The organism is Candidatus Defluviibacterium haderslevense (genome assembly GCA_016712225.1).
Lineage (GTDB): Bacteria > Bacteroidota > Bacteroidia > Chitinophagales > Saprospiraceae > Vicinibacter > Vicinibacter haderslevensis.
Genome location: JADJRL010000003.1, coordinates 4078870 through 4101112 on the forward strand (window position 1 = coordinate 4078870; position 22243 = coordinate 4101112).

19 protein-coding genes are annotated in these 22243 nt (G+C 34.5%); 1 reads left to right on the forward strand and 18 read right to left on the reverse strand.

Annotation, left to right across the window (positions count from 1 at the left end):
- Nucleotides 1–10: 10 nt before the first annotated feature.
- The 3 genes from IPK88_16060 to IPK88_16070 form a co-directional block, all read right to left on the reverse strand.
- Nucleotides 11–1564 carry a DUF1501 domain-containing protein gene (locus IPK88_16060; GenBank protein ID MBK8244941.1) on the reverse strand — a complete coding sequence of 518 codons (1554 nt, stop codon included), beginning with the start codon at nt 1562–1564 and terminating at the stop codon, nt 11–13.
- A 23-nt stretch (nt 1565–1587) separates the two neighbouring features.
- Nucleotides 1588–3261 carry a DUF1800 domain-containing protein gene (locus IPK88_16065; GenBank protein ID MBK8244942.1) on the reverse strand — a complete coding sequence of 558 codons (1674 nt, stop codon included), beginning with the start codon at nt 3259–3261 and terminating at the stop codon, nt 1588–1590.
- 249 nt (nt 3262–3510) lie between these two features.
- Nucleotides 3511–4803, reverse strand: a complete 1293-nt coding sequence (locus IPK88_16070) for an aspartate kinase (GenBank protein MBK8244943.1) — start codon at nt 4801–4803, stop codon at nt 3511–3513.
- Nucleotides 4804–5025: 222 nt separating this feature from the next.
- Between IPK88_16070 and IPK88_16075 the strand changes: the two genes are divergently transcribed.
- Complete coding sequence (locus IPK88_16075) at nt 5026–5703, forward strand: PorT family protein (protein ID MBK8244944.1); 678 nt, start codon at nt 5026–5028, stop codon at nt 5701–5703.
- Here IPK88_16075 and IPK88_16080 read toward each other — a convergent pair.
- From IPK88_16080 to IPK88_16150, 15 genes are all read right to left on the reverse strand, one after another.
- Entirely contained in the window at nt 5700–5939 is a 240-nt protein-coding gene (locus IPK88_16080; protein ID MBK8244945.1) for a hypothetical protein, read from the reverse strand. The genes IPK88_16075 and IPK88_16080 overlap by 4 nt on opposite strands.
- Before the next feature lie 11 nt (nt 5940–5950).
- The gene (locus IPK88_16085) at nt 5951–6481 is read right to left on the reverse strand and encodes a DUF420 domain-containing protein (protein ID MBK8244946.1); all 531 of its coding nucleotides are present in this window, start codon (nt 6479–6481) and stop codon (nt 5951–5953) included.
- A gap of 5 nt (nt 6482–6486) precedes the next feature.
- Nucleotides 6487–6978 (reverse strand): hypothetical protein, encoded by a 492-nt coding sequence (locus tag IPK88_16090; GenBank protein ID MBK8244947.1) that lies wholly within the window; start codon nt 6976–6978, stop codon nt 6487–6489.
- Between the two features lie 102 nt (nt 6979–7080).
- Complete coding sequence (locus IPK88_16095) at nt 7081–7581, reverse strand: cytochrome C oxidase subunit IV family protein (protein ID MBK8244948.1); 501 nt, start codon at nt 7579–7581, stop codon at nt 7081–7083.
- 20 nt (nt 7582–7601) lie between these two features.
- A complete protein-coding gene (locus IPK88_16100) occupies nt 7602–8456 on the reverse strand; it encodes a cytochrome c oxidase subunit 3 (protein ID MBK8244949.1) in 855 nt (284 codons plus the stop codon).
- A gap of 16 nt (nt 8457–8472) precedes the next feature.
- Nucleotides 8473–9054, reverse strand: a complete 582-nt coding sequence (locus IPK88_16105; GenBank protein ID MBK8244950.1) for a cytochrome c oxidase subunit 3 — start codon at nt 9052–9054, stop codon at nt 8473–8475.
- A gap of 3 nt (nt 9055–9057) precedes the next feature.
- Nucleotides 9058–9951, reverse strand: a complete 894-nt coding sequence (locus IPK88_16110) for a protoheme IX farnesyltransferase (GenBank protein MBK8244951.1) — start codon at nt 9949–9951, stop codon at nt 9058–9060.
- 75 nt (nt 9952–10026) lie between these two features.
- Nucleotides 10027–11877: a cbb3-type cytochrome c oxidase subunit I gene (locus tag IPK88_16115; GenBank protein ID MBK8244952.1), complete on the reverse strand. Its 1851-nt coding sequence runs from the start codon at nt 11875–11877 to the stop codon at nt 10027–10029.
- A gap of 13 nt (nt 11878–11890) precedes the next feature.
- Complete coding sequence (locus IPK88_16120; GenBank protein ID MBK8244953.1) at nt 11891–13396, reverse strand: OmpA family protein; 1506 nt, start codon at nt 13394–13396, stop codon at nt 11891–11893.
- A 21-nt stretch (nt 13397–13417) separates the two neighbouring features.
- Entirely contained in the window at nt 13418–14722 is a 1305-nt protein-coding gene (locus IPK88_16125) for a hypothetical protein (GenBank protein MBK8244954.1), read from the reverse strand.
- A 39-nt stretch (nt 14723–14761) separates the two neighbouring features.
- The gene (locus IPK88_16130) at nt 14762–15580 is read right to left on the reverse strand and encodes a cytochrome c (GenBank protein ID MBK8244955.1); all 819 of its coding nucleotides are present in this window, start codon (nt 15578–15580) and stop codon (nt 14762–14764) included.
- Nucleotides 15581–15582: 2 nt separating this feature from the next.
- Nucleotides 15583–16104 carry a DUF3341 domain-containing protein gene (locus tag IPK88_16135; protein MBK8244956.1) on the reverse strand — a complete coding sequence of 174 codons (522 nt, stop codon included), beginning with the start codon at nt 16102–16104 and terminating at the stop codon, nt 15583–15585.
- Between the two features lie 29 nt (nt 16105–16133).
- On the reverse strand, nt 16134–17564 hold the full coding sequence (nrfD, locus tag IPK88_16140) for a polysulfide reductase NrfD (GenBank protein MBK8244957.1): 1431 nt from the start codon (nt 17562–17564) through the stop codon (nt 16134–16136).
- Between the two features lie 18 nt (nt 17565–17582).
- Nucleotides 17583–20786, reverse strand: a complete 3204-nt coding sequence (locus IPK88_16145; GenBank protein ID MBK8244958.1) for a 4Fe-4S dicluster domain-containing protein — start codon at nt 20784–20786, stop codon at nt 17583–17585.
- An 18-nt stretch (nt 20787–20804) separates the two neighbouring features.
- Nucleotides 20805–22193 (reverse strand): c-type cytochrome, encoded by a 1389-nt coding sequence (locus tag IPK88_16150; GenBank protein ID MBK8244959.1) that lies wholly within the window; start codon nt 22191–22193, stop codon nt 20805–20807.
- Nucleotides 22194–22243: the final 50 nt, after the last annotated feature.

Consider the following 22243-nt stretch of genomic DNA (forward strand, 5'->3'; position numbering starts at 1 on the left):
AAATCAATAATTACATTTTCATAAATGACTTTGTCTTTTGAGCATAATTTGAGGCTATTCTCACAAAATAGTTCCCTGAAGTCAATTGATGGGTATCAATACTTAATTTATGATTTCCTTCTGAAATTTTACCATTATATATGACCTTAATCTCAGAGCCAATAGCATCAAAAAGGCTAATTCTTAAATATTCATTTTTTGAATTAAACTGAATCTCTGTGAAATCAACTGCTGGATTCGGAGTAGTCATAAATGATAATGAAAAATCTCTGTCATAGTCTTCTGTTGCCGTTGGTGCACATCCTTCAATGATGGGTAATTTTTGAAAATCATTAAATAAAAATTGGCTCACAGTTGTAGATGGAATATCAAACCAATCTATTAATATCGAGGCATAAATAGACCTGAAATCATATTGCATAGCTACACCTTCATCATTACCAACGGTGGCATTGATCGTAGGATTATTGCCCAATATGTTGCTATTGACGCAATTTCCAAAGACGAATAGTGGGGCTGCCGTTCCATGATCAGTTCCTGTACTATCATTTGCTTTTATCCGACGTCCAAATTCTGAAAAAGTCATACCCAACACCCTTTTGCCTAACCCTGCAGTGTCCATTGTATCCTGAAAAGATTTAATGGCATCTGATAATTGTTTTAATACATCTGCCTGAACTCCTAATTCATGATCATCCGGATCACACTGGTTGGAATGTGTATCAAAACCACCAATTGTAACCACATAGACTTTAGTTTTCATTCCTCCTTTGATTAATTGAGCTACTACATTCAATCGATCTAAAAGTGCATTACCTGTTGCAGCTAAACTGCCCCCCGCTTTATCGTTAGCTGCTTTAATTACATCAGAATAATCATTAGTTTGTTTTAATGTCTCCATGACATAACGCAATTCATTACCATAATTTGTATTTGGAATGGTACTAGCAAATGCCCCTTCCGGCAATTGTGCTAATGTTGCAGGATCATTAATGGCTAAACTAAAATTAGCTACTGTACCTTGACAAGTTTGGGACACCAAAGAACCGATAGTCAAAGCTAAAGGATCTGGATATTGTCCATTAGGATAGCCAGTAGGATATGCATTATGATTATCTTGATAGTATCTGCCTAACCATCCTGTAGTTACATTTTGGTCAGCTGGAGACCCTGAAGTCCAAATATCTGTTGATCTAAAATGAGATCTGTTTTGGTTAGGATAGCCAACGGATTGAATTAATTTCATCTTACCATCTGAATACAAAGATTGAAGGCCAGTCATGGATGGATGCAAAGCTAAATCATCTCTTAATTTCAAACCTAAAGACTCTTTGATTAATATTTTATTTCTTTGAATATCCAAATTGGCATATTGGTCCAAAGGTAATACCATATTTAAACCATCATTACCACCCGTCATTTGTATCAGAACTAAAATTTTATCATTTTCTGGACTTACAAAATCAAGAAATGAATTTCTAGCTACAGCATTCACAGGAATACCATTTATAAGTACTGGCACAGTTGCCAGGGATGTTGCTTGAAGAAACGTTCTCCTTTTCATTTTTAATAAATTTTAGAAGGTGATTAACTTAAATAATATTCTGGCATTGCCAAAAGTGATAAAAACAAAGGTTTTAGTCTGGTATCAATGACTGTTCTGGCAGCAGCATTATTCGGATTGGCTTTATAATTATTCCAACTAGCTGTCCATTGGGCTTCTGTGGTATTTGCTAATAATTTGGTTTTTAAGTAATCTAATTGATTCTGATAAATAGGTTGAGGTAATAAGTGAGCGACTATTTCTGCTAATAATTTAGTTACATTTCCAGGATCTGAAAATCCAGATATGTATTCTACCAAATCCAAGCCATAAGTTCCCGCTACTCCTCTAGGTCTTATTTGTTTGTTCACACCTTGATTGGTAAAAGCCACTCTCAATGGATAGGTTACAGAATTAATCCAGATCTCATGAAATCCAGGTTCTTGATAATAAGGCGTCCATCCAGCTACACTCGGAATATCAAAGTACACTTGTTGCATTCCGGTTGTGCTATTAAAAACAGAAAGAAAAAGTCGATATCTTGTTTCCAAATCTGCTGAAGTCTTAAAATGCATGCCCTTCAATGTATTAAAAATAAATTCATAAGGTGGTCGAATCATACATCCTAATGCTTCTATAGAATAAAAATGATCACTTGCAAGCAAGGCTTTTAATGCAGTTGAAATATCGAAATTATTTGCAATTAAAATATCAGCTAATCCATTGACGATATCATTCTCTATTGTTGCATCTACTTTATAATAAACAAAATATCGATATAATTTACGACAAATAAAGGTTGCTGTTTCTCGTCTTTGGAATAAAATGTCAATGACATTTTCATACTCTTTAATTCCTGCATTTTTAATGACTTTATTGGAAAATCTTGCGGATAATTGTTTATCGGACACATCATGCAAATTATCAACATATTGAACCTGATAGGTAGCACTTGTGTCTGCATTTCTAGTTACTCGTATCGTCCATCCAGTCAATGCCTTTGCCATAGCCAATACGTCTTGTTCAGTATATGTAGTATAATCCCCAGGTCCAGCTAACGCTCCTTTGCCTAATGTGAATAACTCCATAAGCTCACGCCCATAATTCTCATTAGGAGCCTTTTTATTACTAACATTACCATTTAGATAAACAAGCATGCCTGCATCAATAGTTATATCTTTAGCCATTTGCCTAAAATCTCCAATGACGTTTTTACGAAGGGTCTTTAAATAATTATAACTATATCGCGGATCAAAGACTTCAGATATAACAAAGTGATTATGCCAGAACAGCATCATTTTTTCAGTTATACTTACCCCTTCAGTGAAAATATTTTCTAAGATCCATGCTCTTAGTGAATTATCCCACAATTGTTGTAGGCCCTGAACTCCTGGTGTAAAGGGTTTATCAACCCAAGTCTCACCTTTTGCAGTGTGTGGATCCACTGGAGTATCAGTATAAATAACTGGAGGTGCCGGTTCAGCTGTCTTGGTAAATAATTTTGTCATCGTCAAGTTCAACCCGTCAGAAACGGCTTGATTGATCATTTCATGTGTAGGACCGAATGTTGCACGGCGAAGAAGGTGTGCAGCCGTAGCATAATTCCATGTTCCAGTATATGGGCTTAAACCACCATTGATGGGAAGCGCCGTGTTTTTTTCTAGATTTCCAGTTTGACCCAATCTAGTAAAACTTGTCAGAAGACTTCTTCTATCCATAAGAATTAGAATTATTTGTTAATCAATAAAGTAATCCATGAATGGACTACATATCTTACCAAAGGTTTAATAAATATTTAATATTATCTTAATTATTTTGAAAAAATCCTTTTTAGGGAACTAAATTGGATTGATTTAATACTCATCAACCTACCATATTCGTATAAATGATTGTTTATCAATACTGGAACTCGTAACATTTATTGAATGAGTATTACTCGATTCCCTTAATAGTCCAAGGGGTTGGAATCATAAAGATTTAGGAATAATATTAGGTGCACTTTTAACCACCATTTGAAGGGTCTTGCGAATCCGCTCTTCTAACAGAACAATTTTTTCAGCTAGTAATTTAGGAAGCATAGCATCTAGATAATGCCTCACAGTGATTAATTCTAAGTCATGATCGACGATAACCTTGAATTCATGTTGGACTTCTTGAATAAGATTTGAAATTCGTTGTTTGTCATTGGTCACACAAACAGAGAATGAAATTGCTGTATTTCGCATCATATTCACTTTAATACGATGCTTTTGAAACAAATCAAATAAATGAGCAAGGTGGTGTTCAGCAACAAAGGACAAGTCTCTAGTGGCAAAATGTACTAAAGCTTGATTAGGTTCTAATACTACAATGGGTGGATATTCTAAATCTATATCGCCTGAAATGAGACTTCCTTCTCCAGATGGATCTATAAAAGATTTGACATACAATGGAATACTGTTTTGTTGCAGTGGTTGTATGGTTTTAGGATGAATAACCTTTGCACCATAATAAGTCATTTCAATAGCTTCTGAATAGGACAATCGATCCAACTTTGTAACATTATCGAATTTATTCGGATCAGCAGTTAATATCCCAGGTACATCTTTCCAAATGACCATTGCTTCAGCTTTTAAAGCAGCTGAGAAAATGGCCGCCGTATAATCTGACCCTTCCCGACCTAGGGTGGTTGTATTGTTTTCTTTTGTAGACCCAATAAAACCCTGGGATACAACCATTTTACCGGATGATAAGATTGGGTTGATTTGAGCATTGATTTTTGAAGTCGTTTCATTCCATGCAATTCTACCTTCCTGATAGGTATCATCAGTTTGAACGACGTTTCGAGCATCGATCCACTCTACATCAATTTCTTGATGACTCATCCAGGCAGCTAGAAGTCTGCTCGATATAAGTTCCCCAATGCTTACAATTTGGTCATAAACATACTCGTATTCCATTTCTCGAGTTTCCTCAATGATCCATTCTGCTTCGACAATATGATCATTAATCTCTTGGAATACATTGTTTGGAGTAGACCCAAATAATTGTTCAGCAATATTCTCATGTGATCTTTTTATTTCTTGAAGCAGCCTATTCGCTAAAGAAATATCAATAAACTTGGCTTCAACGACTTTCTCTAATTGGTTGGTGGTTTTCCCAGTTGCTGAAACAACAATGACCAAAGGTGTTGCACCTCCTTTATCTTTTATAATTTGAACCACATTTCTAATTCCCGCATCATCCTTCACAGATGCACCTCCAAATTTAAATACTTGCATAAAAGTAAAACTAGGCTGCAAATTAAGACAAATCTATGATTATTTAGTCCTTTAAAGATGCAAACAATAATCACACATCAATCAACATTTATTCTATTTATTTTCGTTATGACAAATCGCATTACAATTTTGAATTAGTTTTTTTAGGTATTAACCCAAATTTAACTATACTCCATTTAATTTTATTTTGCAAAGTAAGTCTTATCATAAAAATCCTTAATTATGAAAAAGACATTTGTTTTTATTTTTTCTTTCTTGAGTTCTATACCATTCATTTATTCTCAATTACAAATTGGAGGCGAAATAGGACCTTCCATTTCTAACATGGGTATTCAAGGTGATGGAAATCTAATTCCCAACACAAAAGTATACACAGGGATTAAAGCAGGTATAGATCTTAAGTACAATGGTAATGCTGGACTTGGAATTGAAAGTGGTGCTTACTATAGGACATCGGGTTTCAAAGTTCGAGTTGAAGAAAGTTTTAAAATCTATGGACTTGATTTTGGTGCAAGCGTTACTGCAATACCCGTATTTAAATTTGTTGAAGTGCCCTTAATGGCCAATTATTCGATTGGAAATGATCGCATTAAAGCATCTTTCAGTGCTGGTGCTTATGCAGCATATGCATTGGATGGAGATATCAAGACTCGAGGTCGTTTCCTTATTGACTTCAATTTAGGAACGTATGATTTGAATATGAACAATGATTTATTTAATAGATGGGACGTTGGATTAATTGCTAAAGCAGGATTGGATATTCCAATGGATAAGATGAATATTCATTTAAATACAAGCTATCAACATGGACTGACCGACTTATCTGATGAACCCATTTTAAATATACAAACTAAACCTTATGCTTTAAATTTTGGTGTTGGTCTAAGCTATAAATTCTAATCTTGATTGAGCACCTTTTTATTTTTACGATACAAATAAATCATCGTTCCAACAATGAGGTATGGCAATGCAAGCAAATAAAGTATCCCTTGATTCAAGCCTTGTCCTGCCATACCTCCACTTTTCATATTGGATTCGGCAGCCATTTTACACATTGGACATTGGGCATCCATTGGAGTTATTAAAACTACAACTAAAAGAAATATGATTACAATAATTGGGTTGTAAATTTTCATCCTATAATATTTTAAGTGTAACAGGTATATAACATTAAGTAACAGATAGGGCCAGTAATACATACATACAGCCAAACTGGAAATACCCATTTAGCTAATTTCTTATGATTGACCACCTGATCGGTTAACCCTCTTACAAATGTTAACAATACAAATGGAAAACTAACTGCAGCTAAAACAACATGAGTTATTAAAATAAAAAAATAGAGATATCGAATATTTCCTTCTTTGCAATAGTGAGTATCTGGTGTAGTTATATGATACAAAACATAGGCCGCTAAAAATAATGTAGACAAAGTGAGCGCAATCTTCATCATAAATTGATGTTGTTCTATTCTTCGATTTTTAATATGTACAAATGCAATGACCAAACAAATTGCACAAATAGCATTAATAAAAGAATATAAAGGTGGTAAAAACTTAAAGCTAATACCGAAATCCAAATGAATTTTTCGCATAAATATAACCAGCAAGAGCACAACAGCACTTACAATGTAAACTAAGATATTAAGTCGTTTAATTCTTAATTCTTGATCTGTCATATTTATTATTTTAAACTTAAAAAAACGGGTAATTGTTGGATCAGGTGTTTAACCTCTTTTTCATCATTTAAGTCATAGAAATTCCGAATCATACTATGCTCATCTATTAATAGGACACATGCTTTGTTTTGATAGGATTCGGGAATGTTAAACCCACTATTTACAAACGGGAAAACATGCTGACTTGCCATATAAGTTCTGATCCATTTCTTTGAATCAGGCCATTTGAATTTTTTACTTAATTCATACATCAACTCACCTTCCTGAATTCCGACAATTGTAAAAAGATTAAAATCGAATTCTTTTTCAGTTTGTTTATAAATATTAAGAATTTTATTCGTTAGAACCTCACGATTATTACCTGTTGGAATAACAGCAATCAACCATCGCTTACCGGCTAATGAGTTAGAATAAAATACGGAATCCGTTTCTGTTGTTGCTTGAAAATGACCTATTTCTTGTTTTGGTTTCAAGGCCAACATGGCTTCTTTTCGCATGGTAGTACCTTTTTGAAGATAATAATACGCGAATGTAGGTAGCCCGATTAATATTATAAAAACAAGAGCAAATTTAAACACGTTAGACATGCTCAAGTAACATTAATGATGTTGTGATTGTTCTTGAGTTTTTGGTTCTTCTTTAATAATCTCAGATGAAGTGGTGTCTAACTTACTTTGCATCTCAGGTTCATCCTTTTTAATATGCGTTTCTTCAGATTTCGTATCAGCATGTTTCATAGGAGCAGAGAATACAGCTATAGGTCTGTCATTTATCATTGCTCTTTCTCTCTTCCAGAATCGGCCTTCAGAGAAAAACGCAATAACTGCCCAAATCAATAATAATGTGGGTAATAAAACACTTTTTACCAAACCAGGTGCTTCATATTTCATATGCATGAACTCATACACAATAAAATAAGCCTTATACAAACTTAAACTGATCATTGAAAAGTACATCAACCAAACTGGCAAATGAAATCCATCAACGATATATCCTTTTCCAAGTAGTGCAATAAAAACTTCTATCAGTGTAATAACACCTAATAAAATAAGTCCTTTAAAAACAACTTTTTTACCTTCTTCGTAACTTAAATGTCCCATGATCTCTAATTCAATACAGTTTACAATAAATAAAATACTAAAAATACAAATACCCACACTAGGTCCACAAAATGCCAATAGAGTCCTATTTTCTCAACCATTTCATAGCCATTCTTTCTTTTAACATATAAGCCACTAGCTACATTCAACATTATAATTAATAGAAAAACAACCCCGCTGAAAACGTGAAATCCATGAAAACCGGTAATAAAAAAGAACAATGCTCCAAACGCTTTTGGTCCCATGTGCTGCACTTTCTCTTCACCACTTTCAGTTTTATATTTTAATGGATTATAATGCCCGTCATGTGTATGTATTAAATACGTTTTTCCAGCAATTACAGGATCACCAGCTTTAATATCGTGACCATCACCTTCTAAATATACTCCATTTTCAGTATGAGTTCCAAAAGGATTATGATGTATGGACATATTCTCCCCCTTAATTAAAGTCGTCCATTCCCATGCCTGACAACCTAAAAAACTTAATCCGCCCAAAATGGTTAAAAACATCCAAAAAATAATTCCTTTTTTATTTTCTCGATGACCTTCCTGTACAGCTCTAACCATTGTAACTGAGCTGACAATCAATACGAAAGTCATAATCGTCACAAATATCAGGGGTTGGTGCTCAATCCCTCCAGGCAATCCAGAGAACACAAAATCTGGAACAGGCCAAGTAGGCATACTGAATCTAAGTGTCCCATAAGCAATTAAAAAAGCAGAAAATGTAAACGCATCTGATAGTAAAAAATACCACATCATGAGTTTGCCATAACTTGCTTTGAAAGGTTCCTTTCCTCCTGACCAATCACCTCCTTGGTGATCGATATCATGTGCATGTGTGTCGTGTTGTAAAGTATGATCTGAAGCCATTATCTTCTAATATTTCTTATTGTAAGATTAAAAAAACCAATAAATAAATCCAAAGAAAATCAACAAAGTGCCAATATTGTCTAACTAAATCTATTTTTAAAGTACGTAAAGGATTAGCTGAAAATGGTATTAAAAATGCATTTATAAATACGATAATCAAAGCAGCTAAGCCTCCCAAAACATGAAGTGCATGCATTCCGGAGATTAGATATAAAAAGGAACATGATACATTTAAATCAATCGATAAACCCTGAGCAAATAATGTTTTCCATGCAATGATCTGCATCACCACAAAACCAATACCAGTTATTGTTGTAAATATCAGATAACTCTTGAATTTAGCTTCATGTGCGGATTTAAAATTCCTATAGCAAAGCTCCATAAAAATGGACGATACCATAATCAAAACAGTACTATAAAAAAATTCAACCGGCAATTTAAATTCATACCAATTTCCTACAGGTTTTCTAACCAGATATGCACTTGTAAATGCACCAAACATCATACAAATAGAAGCCATTGCAATCCATAATCCGAAACGCATGGCCTGCATTCGATTTGGAGGAAGGGTCTTGTCAAACATTTGTACAACTGGCATAAGTTATATAACGATATTATTGATGATGAATAATATTAAAACAATTGGTAAATAAAATATGGAACAAAACATAAGTGCCCGAGCATGATTGCGATCATTATTCATATATAATCGATATCCAAACCAAGCATAAACAATCATGGTTAAAACAAGTAATCCTAAAATAGCCAAGTGTATGCTACCATTAATAAGACCAGGTAATAAAAAAACGATACTTACAAGTGAATAAACTGCAGAATACAATCCATAGGATGGATCAGGTTTGCCTGCGTTTTCTTTTACCAACTTAAAACCAGCAGCCATATAATCCTTATGCCCTAACCAAGCAATCGCCCAAAAATGAGGAAATTGCCATAAATATTGAATCCCAAAAAGGCATAATGCTTCAATAGTGAATCCGTTCTGTGCAGCTACTCCTGCTATTAATGTAGGAAGTGCACCAGGGATCGCTCCCACAGGCACTGCTAAAGTAGAATACCGTTTTAATGGCGTATAAACGAATGCATATAGAACAAAAGAAAACATACCAAGGGCTGCAGCGGCAGTACTTATTGCTGCCAAAGCAATAACACCTAATGTACAAAAGATTCCGGAAATTAAAACGCCCATGGAAAGACTCATTCTGCCATCTGCAATAGGCCTATTAACCGTACGCTCCATCAATTTATCATAATCTCTTTCTAATCCTTGATTCAATGCATTTGCTGCAAAGGTGACGAATAATCCACCTACAAATAATAGACTAAACACGGACCATTGAAAATCACCTTTAGCAAAAATCAAATAACTAGCCACACTAGAAAAAACTACCATCAAGCTTAATTTAAACTTAACGAGTATGCCGATGTCCCGAAAAACATCTTTTAATCCTAAAGCACTTAATTTAATTTGATTCACCTTTTTTTTAATTAATATCTTTTAACTTATAAGATCTAAAATGAATTGTATTTGTATTATAATAAAATTATTATATTAATGACTACTATGTTCTTCTCCTTCTCTTAACGGAATGTGTTGTTGAACAAATTCACGTTCATCTTTACCATAATCATAAGCCCATCTTTCTACAGTAGGAATTTTACCTGGCCAGTTCCCGTGACCAGCTTCAATAGGTGTAGTCCATTCAAGAGCATTAGATCCATATGGATTTTGAGTGGTCATTTTTTTACCTCTATACATGCTCCAAAAAAAGTTAACAACAAATAAAATCTGAGCTAAAAAAGTAATAATTGCTGCAACTGTAATAAATTGATTCATAGTTGCAAAATCTGAAAAGGCGTCAAAATTATCAAAACGATAATATCTCCTTGGAACACCTGCCATTCCTAAAAAGTGCATCGGGCCAAACACAGCATATGCACCTATTAAAGTCACCCAAAAATGGATTTTACCCAAGGTCTCATTCATAAATCGACCAAACATTCTAGGAAACCAGTTATAAACACCGGCAAACATTCCAAAAAATGCAGCTACTCCCATCACTATATGAAAATGCGCTACTACGAAGTAGGTATCATGTTGTTGGATATCAATTGCAGAATTACCTAAAAAGATACCCGTAAGACCACCAGATATAAACATGGATACAAACCCAATGCAAAACAACATAGGAGTATTTAAGCGAACATTACCACCGTATAAAGTACTAATCCAATTGAATACTTTTACGGCTGATGGAACAGCAATTATCAGTGTAAATATGACAAAGAAATTAGAAATAAAAGGATTGACCCCTGACATAAACATATGGTGCGCCCATACAATAAAAGACAAAAACGCAATTGCCAAAATAGAAAACACCATCGCTTTATATCCAAAAATTGGTTTCCTCGCATGTACTGAAAGTACTTCCGAAACAATACCCATAGCTGGTAAGATGATAATATAAACTTCTGGATGTCCTAGAAACCAAAAAATATGTTGATACAATATTGGGCTTCCTCCAATTCTATCCAAAGCCTGTCCATTTATGAATATATCTGAAATATAAAAACTAGTTCCAAATGATCTATCAAAAATTAATAATAAAAAACCTGAAAATAAAACGGGAAATGATAGTATCCCTAAAATAGCGGTTACCAAAAATGCCCAAATGGTTAAAGGCATTCTCCAAAGACTCATACCCTTTGTTCTAAGATTTAGAACGGTAGTCACATAATTAATCCCACCAAGTAAGACTGAAACAACAAAAAGTGCTAATGAAACCAGCCACAAAGTCATACCTGTACCAGAACCAATAGAAGCCTGAGGCAATGCACTTAAAGGTGGATAAGCAGTCCAACCACCAGAAAATGGACCCGTGCTCAAAAACAATGAATAAAACATCACCACACTTGACATAAAAAAGAACCAATATGAAAGCATATTTAGGAATGGCGATGCCATATCCCGAGCTCCAACTTGAAGAGGTATTAACAAATTACTGAATGTTCCACTCAATCCTGCAGTTAACACAAAAAATACGATAATCGTACCGTGCATTGTCACGAGAGCATAATAAAATTCTGGATCTAGTGATCCAACACCGGCATCATTTACTGTAATCCATTGTCCAAGTAATGGTTTTAACCAAGTGATACTTGCATCTGGAAATCCAAGTTGTAGTCTAAAGATAATAGACATACCTGCACCAATTATAGCCCAAAAAATACCAGTCATAAGGAATTGTCTGGCTATTATTTTGTGATCCATACTAAAGATCCACTTAGAAATAAAATTCATTTGATATTTATCTCCTTCATGATGTTCATGAAAGTGATCATCAAATCCTTTTGTTTCTATGAGGATATCTGTTTCTGTACTATGTGTATTATGTGATGACATAATGAGTGATTATTTAAAATGATAAAATCTTAAATTCGATTCGTCTATTCTTTGCTTTACCTTCCTCTGTTTCATTTGTTGCAACAGGCTTTGTAATTCCAAATCCTAATGATGCCATTCGATCAGCTTGTACACCCATAGTGACTAAGTAATCTTTAACAGCATTAGCCCTTTGGATTGAAAGTGTTAAGTTTGCATTTGGGTCTCCTGTATTATCTGTGTGTCCGCTAACTTCAACTTTTAAATTTGGATAATTCACGAAGGCCTCTTTTAAAACATTAAGTGCATAATTTGAATTAGTATCCAATTTGGCAGAACCAGATTCAAAATATATATTATCTAATGCCAATGTGCGATCTGCAACATTGTGATTTGTTGTATCCAATGCTTTATTTAAAGCTAATTGCAAATCAGCAGCTTTAGATTTTAATTCTAAACTTATTGCTTTACCCTTGAATGGATCTTCATCAGTATTTCTAATTGATCCAAGATAGTAAGACTTTTGTTTTTTATTCCAAATGTCAAATTCTTCTTGCGATACTACCTTCACTAAACGACGCATACTATAATGTCCTTTTCCACATAATTCAGCGCAAGCTAATTCGTAATTGAAAACTTTCCATTTAGGTTCACTGTTTGGATCAGTTGGATCAGAAGGCACATTGTATTCAGGATACTTTCTTAATTCTTGACGATAATCTTCCGTAGATTTAATTGGTGTAAAAACAAAGTATGTAGGAATTCCTGGAACTGCATCCATCTTCACTCTAAAGTGAGGTAAATAAAAATTATGCAATACATCCTTTCCAATAATCCGAATTCTAATTTTTTTACCTTTAGGTATAACCAATTCATCTGAATTAAAGTCATCCAAATTTCTTTCATCATTCCAATCCTGACCTAAGTCATTGATACCCGGTTTAATTAATCTAAAATCTTTAACACCTAACTTATTATCAGCACCAGGATATCTTAAATTCCATGCAAACTGTGATGCAGTTGCTTCTATTTCTATATAGTCTTCTCCTGTTGTAACATCGGCCATAATATCATTCCACGCTACCAAACCTTTTACTACTAAGATAACCATTACAAAAGCTGGTATTGCAGTCCAGATCATTTCTAAACGATTGTCATGAGGAATAAATAAAGTCTTTCTTCCTTTTTGATATCTGTATTTGTAAGCAAACCAAAAGAGTGCGATGTGACATAACACAAAAACGATAATGGTAAAAAATGCAGTAACATTAAACATGGAATCAATTTTTCCACCATGCAAACTTGCAGAAGTATGAGGACCATACCCTAACATTTTATTTGCATAATGCAAACAACACCAGGTAAATCCAGCTAAAAACAAAACACAAAAGATCAGCAACCAACGTGAATTGATTAAGGAACTTTTGACCAAGGACTCTTCAACGCCTTGTAATTCTGTAGTAATCTCATTGATTTTAGCGATTTGAACTAAAACTACAAATAATAAGATTATAGATAATATGATAATTAAACTTGTCATTCTTCTATTTTTAAAATCAAATTATACGTGATGGTGTAAACTTTCTTGCAAAAAAGGATCCCGCTTAGGAGTTAAAGATGCTTTAGATAAAAAGTGTAAAGCACTGCCAAAAAACAAAGCTAAAAATCCAATAAGTAATCCAAGTTCTGGAAGTCCAGGGATATTATTTCCAACTTTAAAAGTTGATTCGTGTCCTCCGTGCTCAACTACTGCTGCAGCCGCTTGATGACCTTCAGTAGTAGCTTGAGCTGCACCTTCACTTACATGAGAGACCATTTCATGAGCAGCCGTTTCTAATACACCTGGTTTGATCATTTGAAATAAATCCATCCAATGACCTAGCACAACAATAATGGCAACAACAATCAATGAACCATATTTTCGTTTAGTATCATTTCTCATAAGAATAAGAAATGGTAATACAAAATTCATTACAAGATTTCCATAAAACAATACCGGATAATCCCGAATACGCGTTTGAAAATAAACCGTTTCTTCACCAATATTACCATACCAAATTAACATGTATTGAGAAAACCATAAGTAGGTCCAGAATATGGAAAAGGCAAACATGAATTTACCCAAATCATGAAAATGTTCTGCCGTAACATTTTGGTAATAACCTTTACTTTTTAAATAAATTAAAAACAAAATAGTCAATGCAATCATACTTACAAAACAACTCGCTGCTGTATACCAGGCGAACATTGTGCTGTACCAATGTGCATCAAGTGACATGACCCACAACCAAATAACTGCGGCACTTGAAAAACCAGCTATAGGTAAAAATGCTGCAGCATATTTTTTCATTGAATTATAGTGTGCCCAATTATCATTTCCATGATCATCTTCGCTTATGGTTAAAGCTCTCATTTTTCGAGCAAAAAATAACCATGTAGCTAAAATTCCCAACCCACCAATAGTGTAGAAATTTTTATTTAAAAATCCTGATTTTCCTTTTAATATTTCATCAGTTGCAACCACTTTATCATCAGCCCAGTGGTATAAATGATGCCACCCAAAATACACACCTAAAGCTATGACTGTCATTAAAACTAAACCTATTATCAAGAATTGCGACATAGCATCCCAAACTCTTCTAAACACCACATTCCATCCGGCATATGCAGTAACACTGATGCAGATAAAAAATATGGCCATCAAAGCAATTAACGTAAAAAATACAGTATTATGCAATAAATTAGTCCATACCCGGGTATGGTTTGCATCATCATTCATAAAAATAATGATGAAAGATAATATCCCAATCCCGCCCATTATGCTTAGGATTAATCTATCTCTTGATGGTAATTGAATTGAACTCATGTCTTTGTTTCAAATTTTTCTTTTAAAAATCAAATTCATTTATTTAGTTTTAGGAACTGCCGGCACTGCAGTTGAAGCTGCAAATGCTTTCTTTGCGTCTGCAATTGCTTGTGAACCACTAAATGTATTTTCCTTTTCTGAATAGACTAAATTTTTTGACTTGGCCTGTAATGATCTTATATAATGTATTACATTCCAACGTTCATTGTAAGATAACTTTGAAGAATATCCTCCCATTACGTTTCTACCATACATAATGGCATGATAAAAGCGTCCTTCTGTGGTTGCAATAAATTCATCTTTTATAAAATTAGCTGGTTGAGCTGGATAAACTCCACCATCATCTCTAACTAAATATCCTGCTCCATCCCCTGCTGTTCCATGACAAGTAGCACAATAGATATCATAAAGTTGTTTTCCGCTTTCTAATCCAACTCTTGAAATTGGAACTGGGTTAGTGGTTATTTCATTTGTTGCACGAATACGCTCAGGTTCAGTATCTGTATAGTAATAATTGACATGTCCATTAACTGGAGTACGGATGGCTATATTACTAGCATCGCCTGTCATCATTGTATTATAGGCAGCATTCTTTATCGAATCTAAAGGTGCATAACTATTCATACCTCTAGGTATGGTACCATTAACAGGTTGTCTCGCTTTACTAAATTCATGATACGTTTCTTTACTATCCCAAGTATGATAGTAGTAATAATTATCTACATTAGCTTCATAAGCAACTGAATGTGCCATATCTGGCATATACTCATGTCCGGAATTATTTCCATCTGCTGGTGAGCATGAAATCGCTGCTACAACTAACATGAGAGAAAAAATGATATAGAATATTGTTTTCATGCTTAAATCGATTTACTATTAACTTCTTCAGCACCAGTTTCATGAAAGAAAGATTTTGCTTCGCTTTCTGACACTTCAGATTTATCAAAAGCCAGACAAAATTTATCATCAGTAGTTCTTAAATCTAATTGAGGATTGCTTACACCTGGCCATAGTCCACAAATGGTATAAAATGTAATGGTCATTCCCCATGCTGCAAATAAAACCGTAAGCTCAAATGTGATCGGAATAAATGCTGGTACCGGCCAATGTGGTTTTCCACCAAAAATAATGGGCCAATCTCTTGTAAATATCCAACTCATGCCCAGGAAAGCAGTTAAAGTTCCTATCATGCCATATACAAAACCTGCATAATGCAATCTAGATTCGCTTAATCCTAAAGCTTGATCCATTCCATGAACCGGAAAAGGACTAAATACATCCATAATTTCTAGATGTTTATTCTTAGCATTCCTGACAGCGTGAAGTAAATCTTCTTCATCACCGTATATACCGTAAATAACTTCTTTATTATATTGTCTCATTGGAAATATTGTATACCTAAATAAATGAATTAATGTTCGTGAATAATGTCCGTTTCAGAATGCGTGTGACTACTAGCTTTATGAGTAGCGTTTTTACCAATATATTGATCCCCTCCTACTTTTAATATATGTTTTACTTCAGCAATTGCAACCACTGGAGCTACCCTAGTGAAAATCATGTATAAAGTAAAAAACAATCCAATAGTCCCTGCAAAAATTCCAATTTCAACCCATGATGGATAATAATAGGACCATGATGAAGGCAAATAATCACGAGCTAATGTAGTTGCAATAATTACAAAACGTTCGAACCACATTCCAATATTTACAAAAATGGACATAATAAATGTAATTAATACACTACGTCTAAAACGTTTAACCCAAAATATTTGAGGAGATAAAACATTACATGCCATCATTCCAAAATAGGCCCACCAATAAACACCCATTGCTCTATTAAAGAATGCAAATTGTTCGTAAACATAGCCAGAATACCAAGCAATAAATAATTCTGTTAAATAAGCAACTCCAACTATAGTTCCTGTTACTAGAATAACTTTATTCATTGATTCTATATGCTCTAAAGTAATGTACTCTTCCAATTTTAATATTTTCCGAGTCATGATCATAAGCGTTTGAACCATAGCAAATCCTGAAAAAATCGCCCCCGCAACAAAATATGGTGGAAAAATGGTGGTATGCCATCCAGGTATTACTGAAGTAGCGAAGTCAAAACTAACTATTGTATGAACTGAAAGTACAAGTGGTGTTGACAAACCTGCCAAAACTAAAGATAGAGCTTCCCATCTTTGCCAATGTTTTGCAGATCCGGTCCATCCAAAAGACAATGAATTATAAATCCTTTTTCTAAGACCAGTTGCTCTATTTCTTATGGTTGCAAAATCTGGTACTAAACCAGTATACCAAAACAACAATGAAACCGAAAAGTATGTAGATATTGCAAACACGTCCCACAATAAAGGAGAGTTAAAATTAGGCCATAAAGCTCCTCTGGTATTTGGGTAAGGGAAAAAATAAAATACCACCCAAATACGCCCTACGTGAATTAATGGAAACAATGCTGCACAAATTACTGCAAATATGGTCATCGCTTCTGCTGCTCTATTAACACCTGTACGCCATCTTTGGCGAAAAAGCATCAAAATCGCAGAAATAAGTGTTCCCGCATGACCAATACCAATCCACCAAACGAAATTGGTGATATCATATCCCCAGCCTATCGTACGATTAAGATTCCAAGTACCTGTCCCCATCCATATTGTCCAACAAATACAAAACAATCCATAAGCCAATAATGAAACAGCCGCAATAAAGGCAATAACCCAGGCTCTGGTGGGCGTTCTTTCTGTGGGTGAACACAAATCCTCCGTTATCTGGTGATAAGTTTTGTGACCTTCTACTAAAGGTCTTCTAACTGGTGCAACAATTCCTCCTGCCATTCGTAATACAATTTAATTTTAAGCGTCTAGAGTTTCGTCTCTGTTATTAACTTTCATGGTATAATTAACCACGGATTTAACATTGATTTCTTCTAATACTATGTAATTCAAAGGATTTTCCAATTTATTAGCAAGCTTACCTGATTTGTTATTCATATCACCAAAGGTAATTGCACCCGTAGGACATGCAGTTTGACAAGCTGTTTTAACATCATTATCATTTAAGCTACGTTGTTCTTTTTTAGCTGATAATTTTCCTTCTTGTATTCTTTGAATACAGAAAGAACATTTTTCTATAACCCCACGGGATCTAACGGTTACATCAGGATTTAATACCATACGTACTAAATTTTCAGCGTAATATGGTTTGTCTGTTTCTCCAGCTAAATTGTGTTGGTTAACAGGAAATAAATCTGCTGCTGTAAAATCAAACCAGTTAAATCTTCTAACTTTATAAGGGCAGTTATTTGCGCAATATCTAGTTCCAACACATCTATTGTAGGCCATCTGATTTAACCCATCAGATGAATGGTTCGTGGCATTAACTGGACAAACATTCTCACAAGGTGCATTATTACAATGTTGACACATTAATGGTTGGTATACCACATTTGGATTTTCAACATCACCATAATAATATCGATCGATTCTCAACCAAGTCATTTCATGATGTCTTGATACTTCATGTTTACCGACAACAGGCACATTATTTTCTGCCATACAAGCAACAGCACAAGAACCACAACCAATGCATGCATTTAAATCAATGTGCATTCCCCAGTGATGACCTGAATTATATTTATAATCATGCCCAGGATATAAAGTATGGGAATTCAATTTTTGGAATTCTGCTCGCTCTTCTTTTAAGTGTTCAACATTTTCTTTTATATCTTTTAAATTGCTATGACGCAAGATGGATCTTTTTGTTAAAGATCCCTGATATCCTTTAGTCATGCCTTTAAATGCGTCGTCAACTAGTGCAGCTTCATCAGCATTAATCATGTTACCTGAACTCTTTTCAATAGCTGTTACACCAAGGGTATGGTGATGCTGTACACAAGCGAAATGCTTTTCTATATCACCTAAACTATCAGAAATTTCTACTTCGGCAGAATGATATTGAATCAAACCGCTTTGATCTAATTTCATAAATGGAAAAACATCAGTCCCAATACCTGTACCACAAACACCTGACTGTGTGCGTCCGTAGCCCAATGGAATGGAAGCAGTTCCATTCATCTGACCAAATTGTTTGATTGCGCCAACTTCTATACTTTGTCCACCAAAGTTTATTTTGACCAACTCACCATTTTCCTTCACTTTATTTGCAGCAGTAAATCTTCTGTCACCATCGAAACTTACGGGTACAGCTACATAATTTCCCCAAGAACAACGGGTTATTGGATCAGCCATTTCCTGTAACCATGGATTGTTAGCATATTGACCCGCTCCTACTCCTAGATTTTCGATAAATGAAATTTCTAAAGGTGAAGAAGATGGTTTAGTAATATTGTTTACTAAATCAGCTGGATTTAACTTATAAGATGGCGCATTAACAGCAGTAGAATTAACTTCTAGTATACCATCATGTAATGATTTATCCCAAAATTCTTGAAAATTGGTACTTGATGTTTTTGGCATTATTGTAGATTGCCAAGTTGATTTCAAATATTCATAAAATGGCTGTTCTGCCGATTTATTTAAATTTACAGAATCCGACCAAACAAGCAACGAATGGCCACCTTGTCTGGTATTAAAAATAGGTGTTATTGTTGGTTGAATTAATGAGTACATTCCTCTTTTTGGTTCAACATCACCCCAAGATTCTAAATTATGGTGTTCGGGAGCAGCATGTGTACACAGTGCAGTTGTTTCATCCAAGATTGCATTAAGACTTACTTTCAATTTAACCTTTGCTAAACCTTCAGTAAATTCTTTCGCCATTGGAAAATCATAACAAGGGTTAGCGTTCCAGAACAGGACTGCATCAACTGAACCCGCTGACATATCTTTAGTTAATTGAAGCAAATCTGCTTCATTTCCTTGTCTTTGATATGATCCATTTGTAAAGTTAACTGTAGTTCCTATGTTACCAAGTAATTGGTTTATTCCGAATACAAGGGATTGTTCTGCCGTATTATTAGTTCCACAAACGATTAAGGATTTTCCTTTAGCCGCCACTAAAGCGTCTGCCAATTTCATCAATGCAGATTTAGCTTTTTCGTTTATATTGGGAGCAGAAATAGCGCTTCCTCCAGTTTTACTTGCAACAAAATTATATAAGTTTGCTATGGCAGCTCCTTGTTCAGACGGTTTAACCAAGATTCTATTATCAGCATTTGAACCAGATAATGACATATGCGATTCGACTTGAATATGCTTAGACATGGATGGATTAGCCATATCGATAGTTCTTCTCTTGGCATATTGTGACGCATATTCGATTGGCGAAATCCAAGTACCTAGAAAATCTGCATTGAAACTAACAATAATTTCCGCTATATCAAATCGATAATCTGGGAGAATTCTTTCCCCAAAACATTGTTCAGAAGCTAAAAGTAAAGCTGCACTGGAAACAGCATCATAAGAGATGTGTTTTGTAGATGGAAATTTAACACAAAATTCTTGAATTGCCCTTTTAATGGTCGGGCTCATGATGGTACCGCTTACGATTCGGATATTAGAAGTTGCAGATAAATTACTACTCACTTCTTTATCCAATTCTGGCCAAGAAATATCCTCTAATTTACCTCCAACTATCTTTGCAGGATTTTTAATTCTATTAATATCATATAAACTCAATACAGAAGCCTGAGCCCGTGCTGAAGTACCGCCTCGAGTAACAGAAGAACTAGCATTCCCTTCTATTTTTATTGGTCTACCTTCACGTGTTTTGACTAAGACAGAACAGTAATCTCCACCATTAACTATTGATGATGCATAGTAATTGGCAATACCTTGTACTATAGTATCCGGTGCTATAACATAAGGAATAGCTCTTTTTACTGGTATTTCGCAAGATGCTATTGTTGCTGCACTGATTCCAAAGCCTAATACTTTGAGAAAGTCTCGTCGGTTTGTCGCCAACTCTGAAATTCGATTGTCTTCCAATACTTCTTCTAAGGCAATTGGTGAAACTTCGGCATTCGCTTCTGCAACCAACAATGGATCGTTTAATAAATCCCGATCGCTAATCCAGGTTTGATTATTATTTGTTTTCATATTTTCTTTCACTTGAAATCAATAATGACACTTTTGACATTCTAAACCACCTATATCTGAAACTTTAACTGATTTTCTCGTTCCAGCTTTTAACTCATCATGATAAGTTTTATAACTATCATAATACTTATTATCTTGAAATTTAACATCGGTCTGGCGATGGCAATTGATACACCAACCCATTGACAACGGCGAATACTGTCTTAACACATCCATTTCTTCAACCTTACCATGGCATTTTTGGCATTCTATTTTTCCAATAGTCACATGTTGTGAATGGTTGAAATAAACATGGTCAGGAAGATTGTGTATTCTTATCCATTCTATTGGTCCCGCGATTGTTTTTTTGCTTTCGTTGGTTAATGAACCGACAACATCACTCCATTGTTGATCAACATCTACTACACTTTTGGTATCTTTTTTAGCTTCATCAGACATCCATTTTTTATAGATTTTCTCGATGTCTTCGTTAGATAATTTTTCATAATTATCAATGTACTTATCCGTAGAAGGATCAAATCCGATAGCAGCAAATATTTTTGTTATTTCCGCTGTACCATATTTAGTTCCTTTCTTAATTGCTTTATGACAATTCATACATGTACTTACTCCTGGAATTACACTTTGTTTACTTCTGCGTGCACCATCATGGCAATAATTACAGTCAATCTTATGAAGACCCGCATGAGTTTGATGACTAAATTTTATAGGTTGATCTGGTGCATAATTCTGTTGTCTTCCTAATGAAATAGCATTATTTACGGTTGTATAACCACCAAATAATACCAATCCAAATAATACAAAAGTTATTACTGATTTATTAGTTAAAATATTCCAAAAATTTGGTCTAATGGAATCAGTATCTCCTTCAACCCTATTTCTAGTATGATTTAAATCTGTAATGATATTCCATAAAAAGATGGCTAAAATGGCAAGTATTGCAAATACCATATACATCCAAAAATTAGAACTAGAACCGTTTGATGCATTGGCGTTTGCAGCGCCAGGTGCTCCAGCCACATCTTTTGGACCACAGGTACCTTTAGCAGTACAATCTATATATAAGAGTATACTTTCTATTTCTTCATCAGAAATAGCTGGAAAGGCTGTCATTACTAATTTGTTATAAGTATTATAGAGTTCAACGGCTCTTGGGTGTCCTTTTGCAATCAAACCCTGAGAATTTCTAATCCAACTATACAAATCAGTTTTTGGAAAAGCAGACCATCTAGCTTCAACTCCCGCTAGAGCAGGCCCAGTTAGATTATCTTTCATATTTTTATTGTGACAGCTGGCACAATTATTTTTGAAGGAGGCTTTACCTGCATCAATACTTGGTGCAGCTATTAAAACCAATGACTGTAATAAGAGGATAACAATGATGTTAAAAACGCTTTTGCAGCTCATAAAGTATTGAAAAATAGATGGATATAAATTTGTTTCGTTTGATTGAGAGT

What these genes read in the sequence shown, in the direction of transcription:
- IPK88_16115 (MBK8244952.1), bottom strand. Translation starts at nt 11,877, where the DNA reads ATGTCATCACATAATACACATAGTACAGAAACAGATATCCTCATAGAA.
- IPK88_16125 (MBK8244954.1), bottom strand. Translation starts at nt 14,722, where the DNA reads ATGAGTTCAATTCAATTACCATCAAGAGATAGATTAATCCTAAGCATA.
- IPK88_16120 (MBK8244953.1), bottom strand. Translation starts at nt 13,396, where the DNA reads ATGACAAGTTTAATTATCATATTATCTATAATCTTATTATTTGTAGTT.
- IPK88_16060 (MBK8244941.1), bottom strand. Translation starts at nt 1,564, where the DNA reads ATGAAAAGGAGAACGTTTCTTCAAGCAACATCCCTGGCAACTGTGCCA.
- nrfD (MBK8244957.1), bottom strand. Translation starts at nt 17,564, where the DNA reads ATGGCAGGAGGAATTGTTGCACCAGTTAGAAGACCTTTAGTAGAAGGT.
- IPK88_16105 (MBK8244950.1), bottom strand. Translation starts at nt 9,054, where the DNA reads ATGCCAGTTGTACAAATGTTTGACAAGACCCTTCCTCCAAATCGAATG.
- IPK88_16150 (MBK8244959.1), bottom strand. Translation starts at nt 22,193, where the DNA reads ATGAGCTGCAAAAGCGTTTTTAACATCATTGTTATCCTCTTATTACAG.
- IPK88_16090 (MBK8244947.1), bottom strand. Translation starts at nt 6,978, where the DNA reads ATGCGAAAAGAAGCCATGTTGGCCTTGAAACCAAAACAAGAAATAGGT.
- IPK88_16095 (MBK8244948.1), bottom strand. Translation starts at nt 7,581, where the DNA reads ATGGGACATTTAAGTTACGAAGAAGGTAAAAAAGTTGTTTTTAAAGGA.
- IPK88_16135 (MBK8244956.1), bottom strand. Translation starts at nt 16,104, where the DNA reads ATGAGACAATATAATAAAGAAGTTATTTACGGTATATACGGTGATGAA.
- IPK88_16080 (MBK8244945.1), bottom strand. Translation starts at nt 5,939, where the DNA reads ATGAAAATTTACAACCCAATTATTGTAATCATATTTCTTTTAGTTGTA.
- IPK88_16085 (MBK8244946.1), bottom strand. Translation starts at nt 6,481, where the DNA reads ATGACAGATCAAGAATTAAGAATTAAACGACTTAATATCTTAGTTTAC.
- IPK88_16145 (MBK8244958.1), bottom strand. Translation starts at nt 20,786, where the DNA reads ATGAAAACAAATAATAATCAAACCTGGATTAGCGATCGGGATTTATTA.
- IPK88_16065 (MBK8244942.1), bottom strand. Translation starts at nt 3,261, where the DNA reads ATGGATAGAAGAAGTCTTCTGACAAGTTTTACTAGATTGGGTCAAACT.
- IPK88_16130 (MBK8244955.1), bottom strand. Translation starts at nt 15,580, where the DNA reads ATGAAAACAATATTCTATATCATTTTTTCTCTCATGTTAGTTGTAGCA.
- IPK88_16070 (MBK8244943.1), bottom strand. Translation starts at nt 4,803, where the DNA reads ATGCAAGTATTTAAATTTGGAGGTGCATCTGTGAAGGATGATGCGGGA.
- IPK88_16075 (MBK8244944.1), top strand. Translation starts at nt 5,026, where the DNA reads ATGAAAAAGACATTTGTTTTTATTTTTTCTTTCTTGAGTTCTATACCA.
- IPK88_16100 (MBK8244949.1), bottom strand. Translation starts at nt 8,456, where the DNA reads ATGGCTTCAGATCATACTTTACAACACGACACACATGCACATGATATC.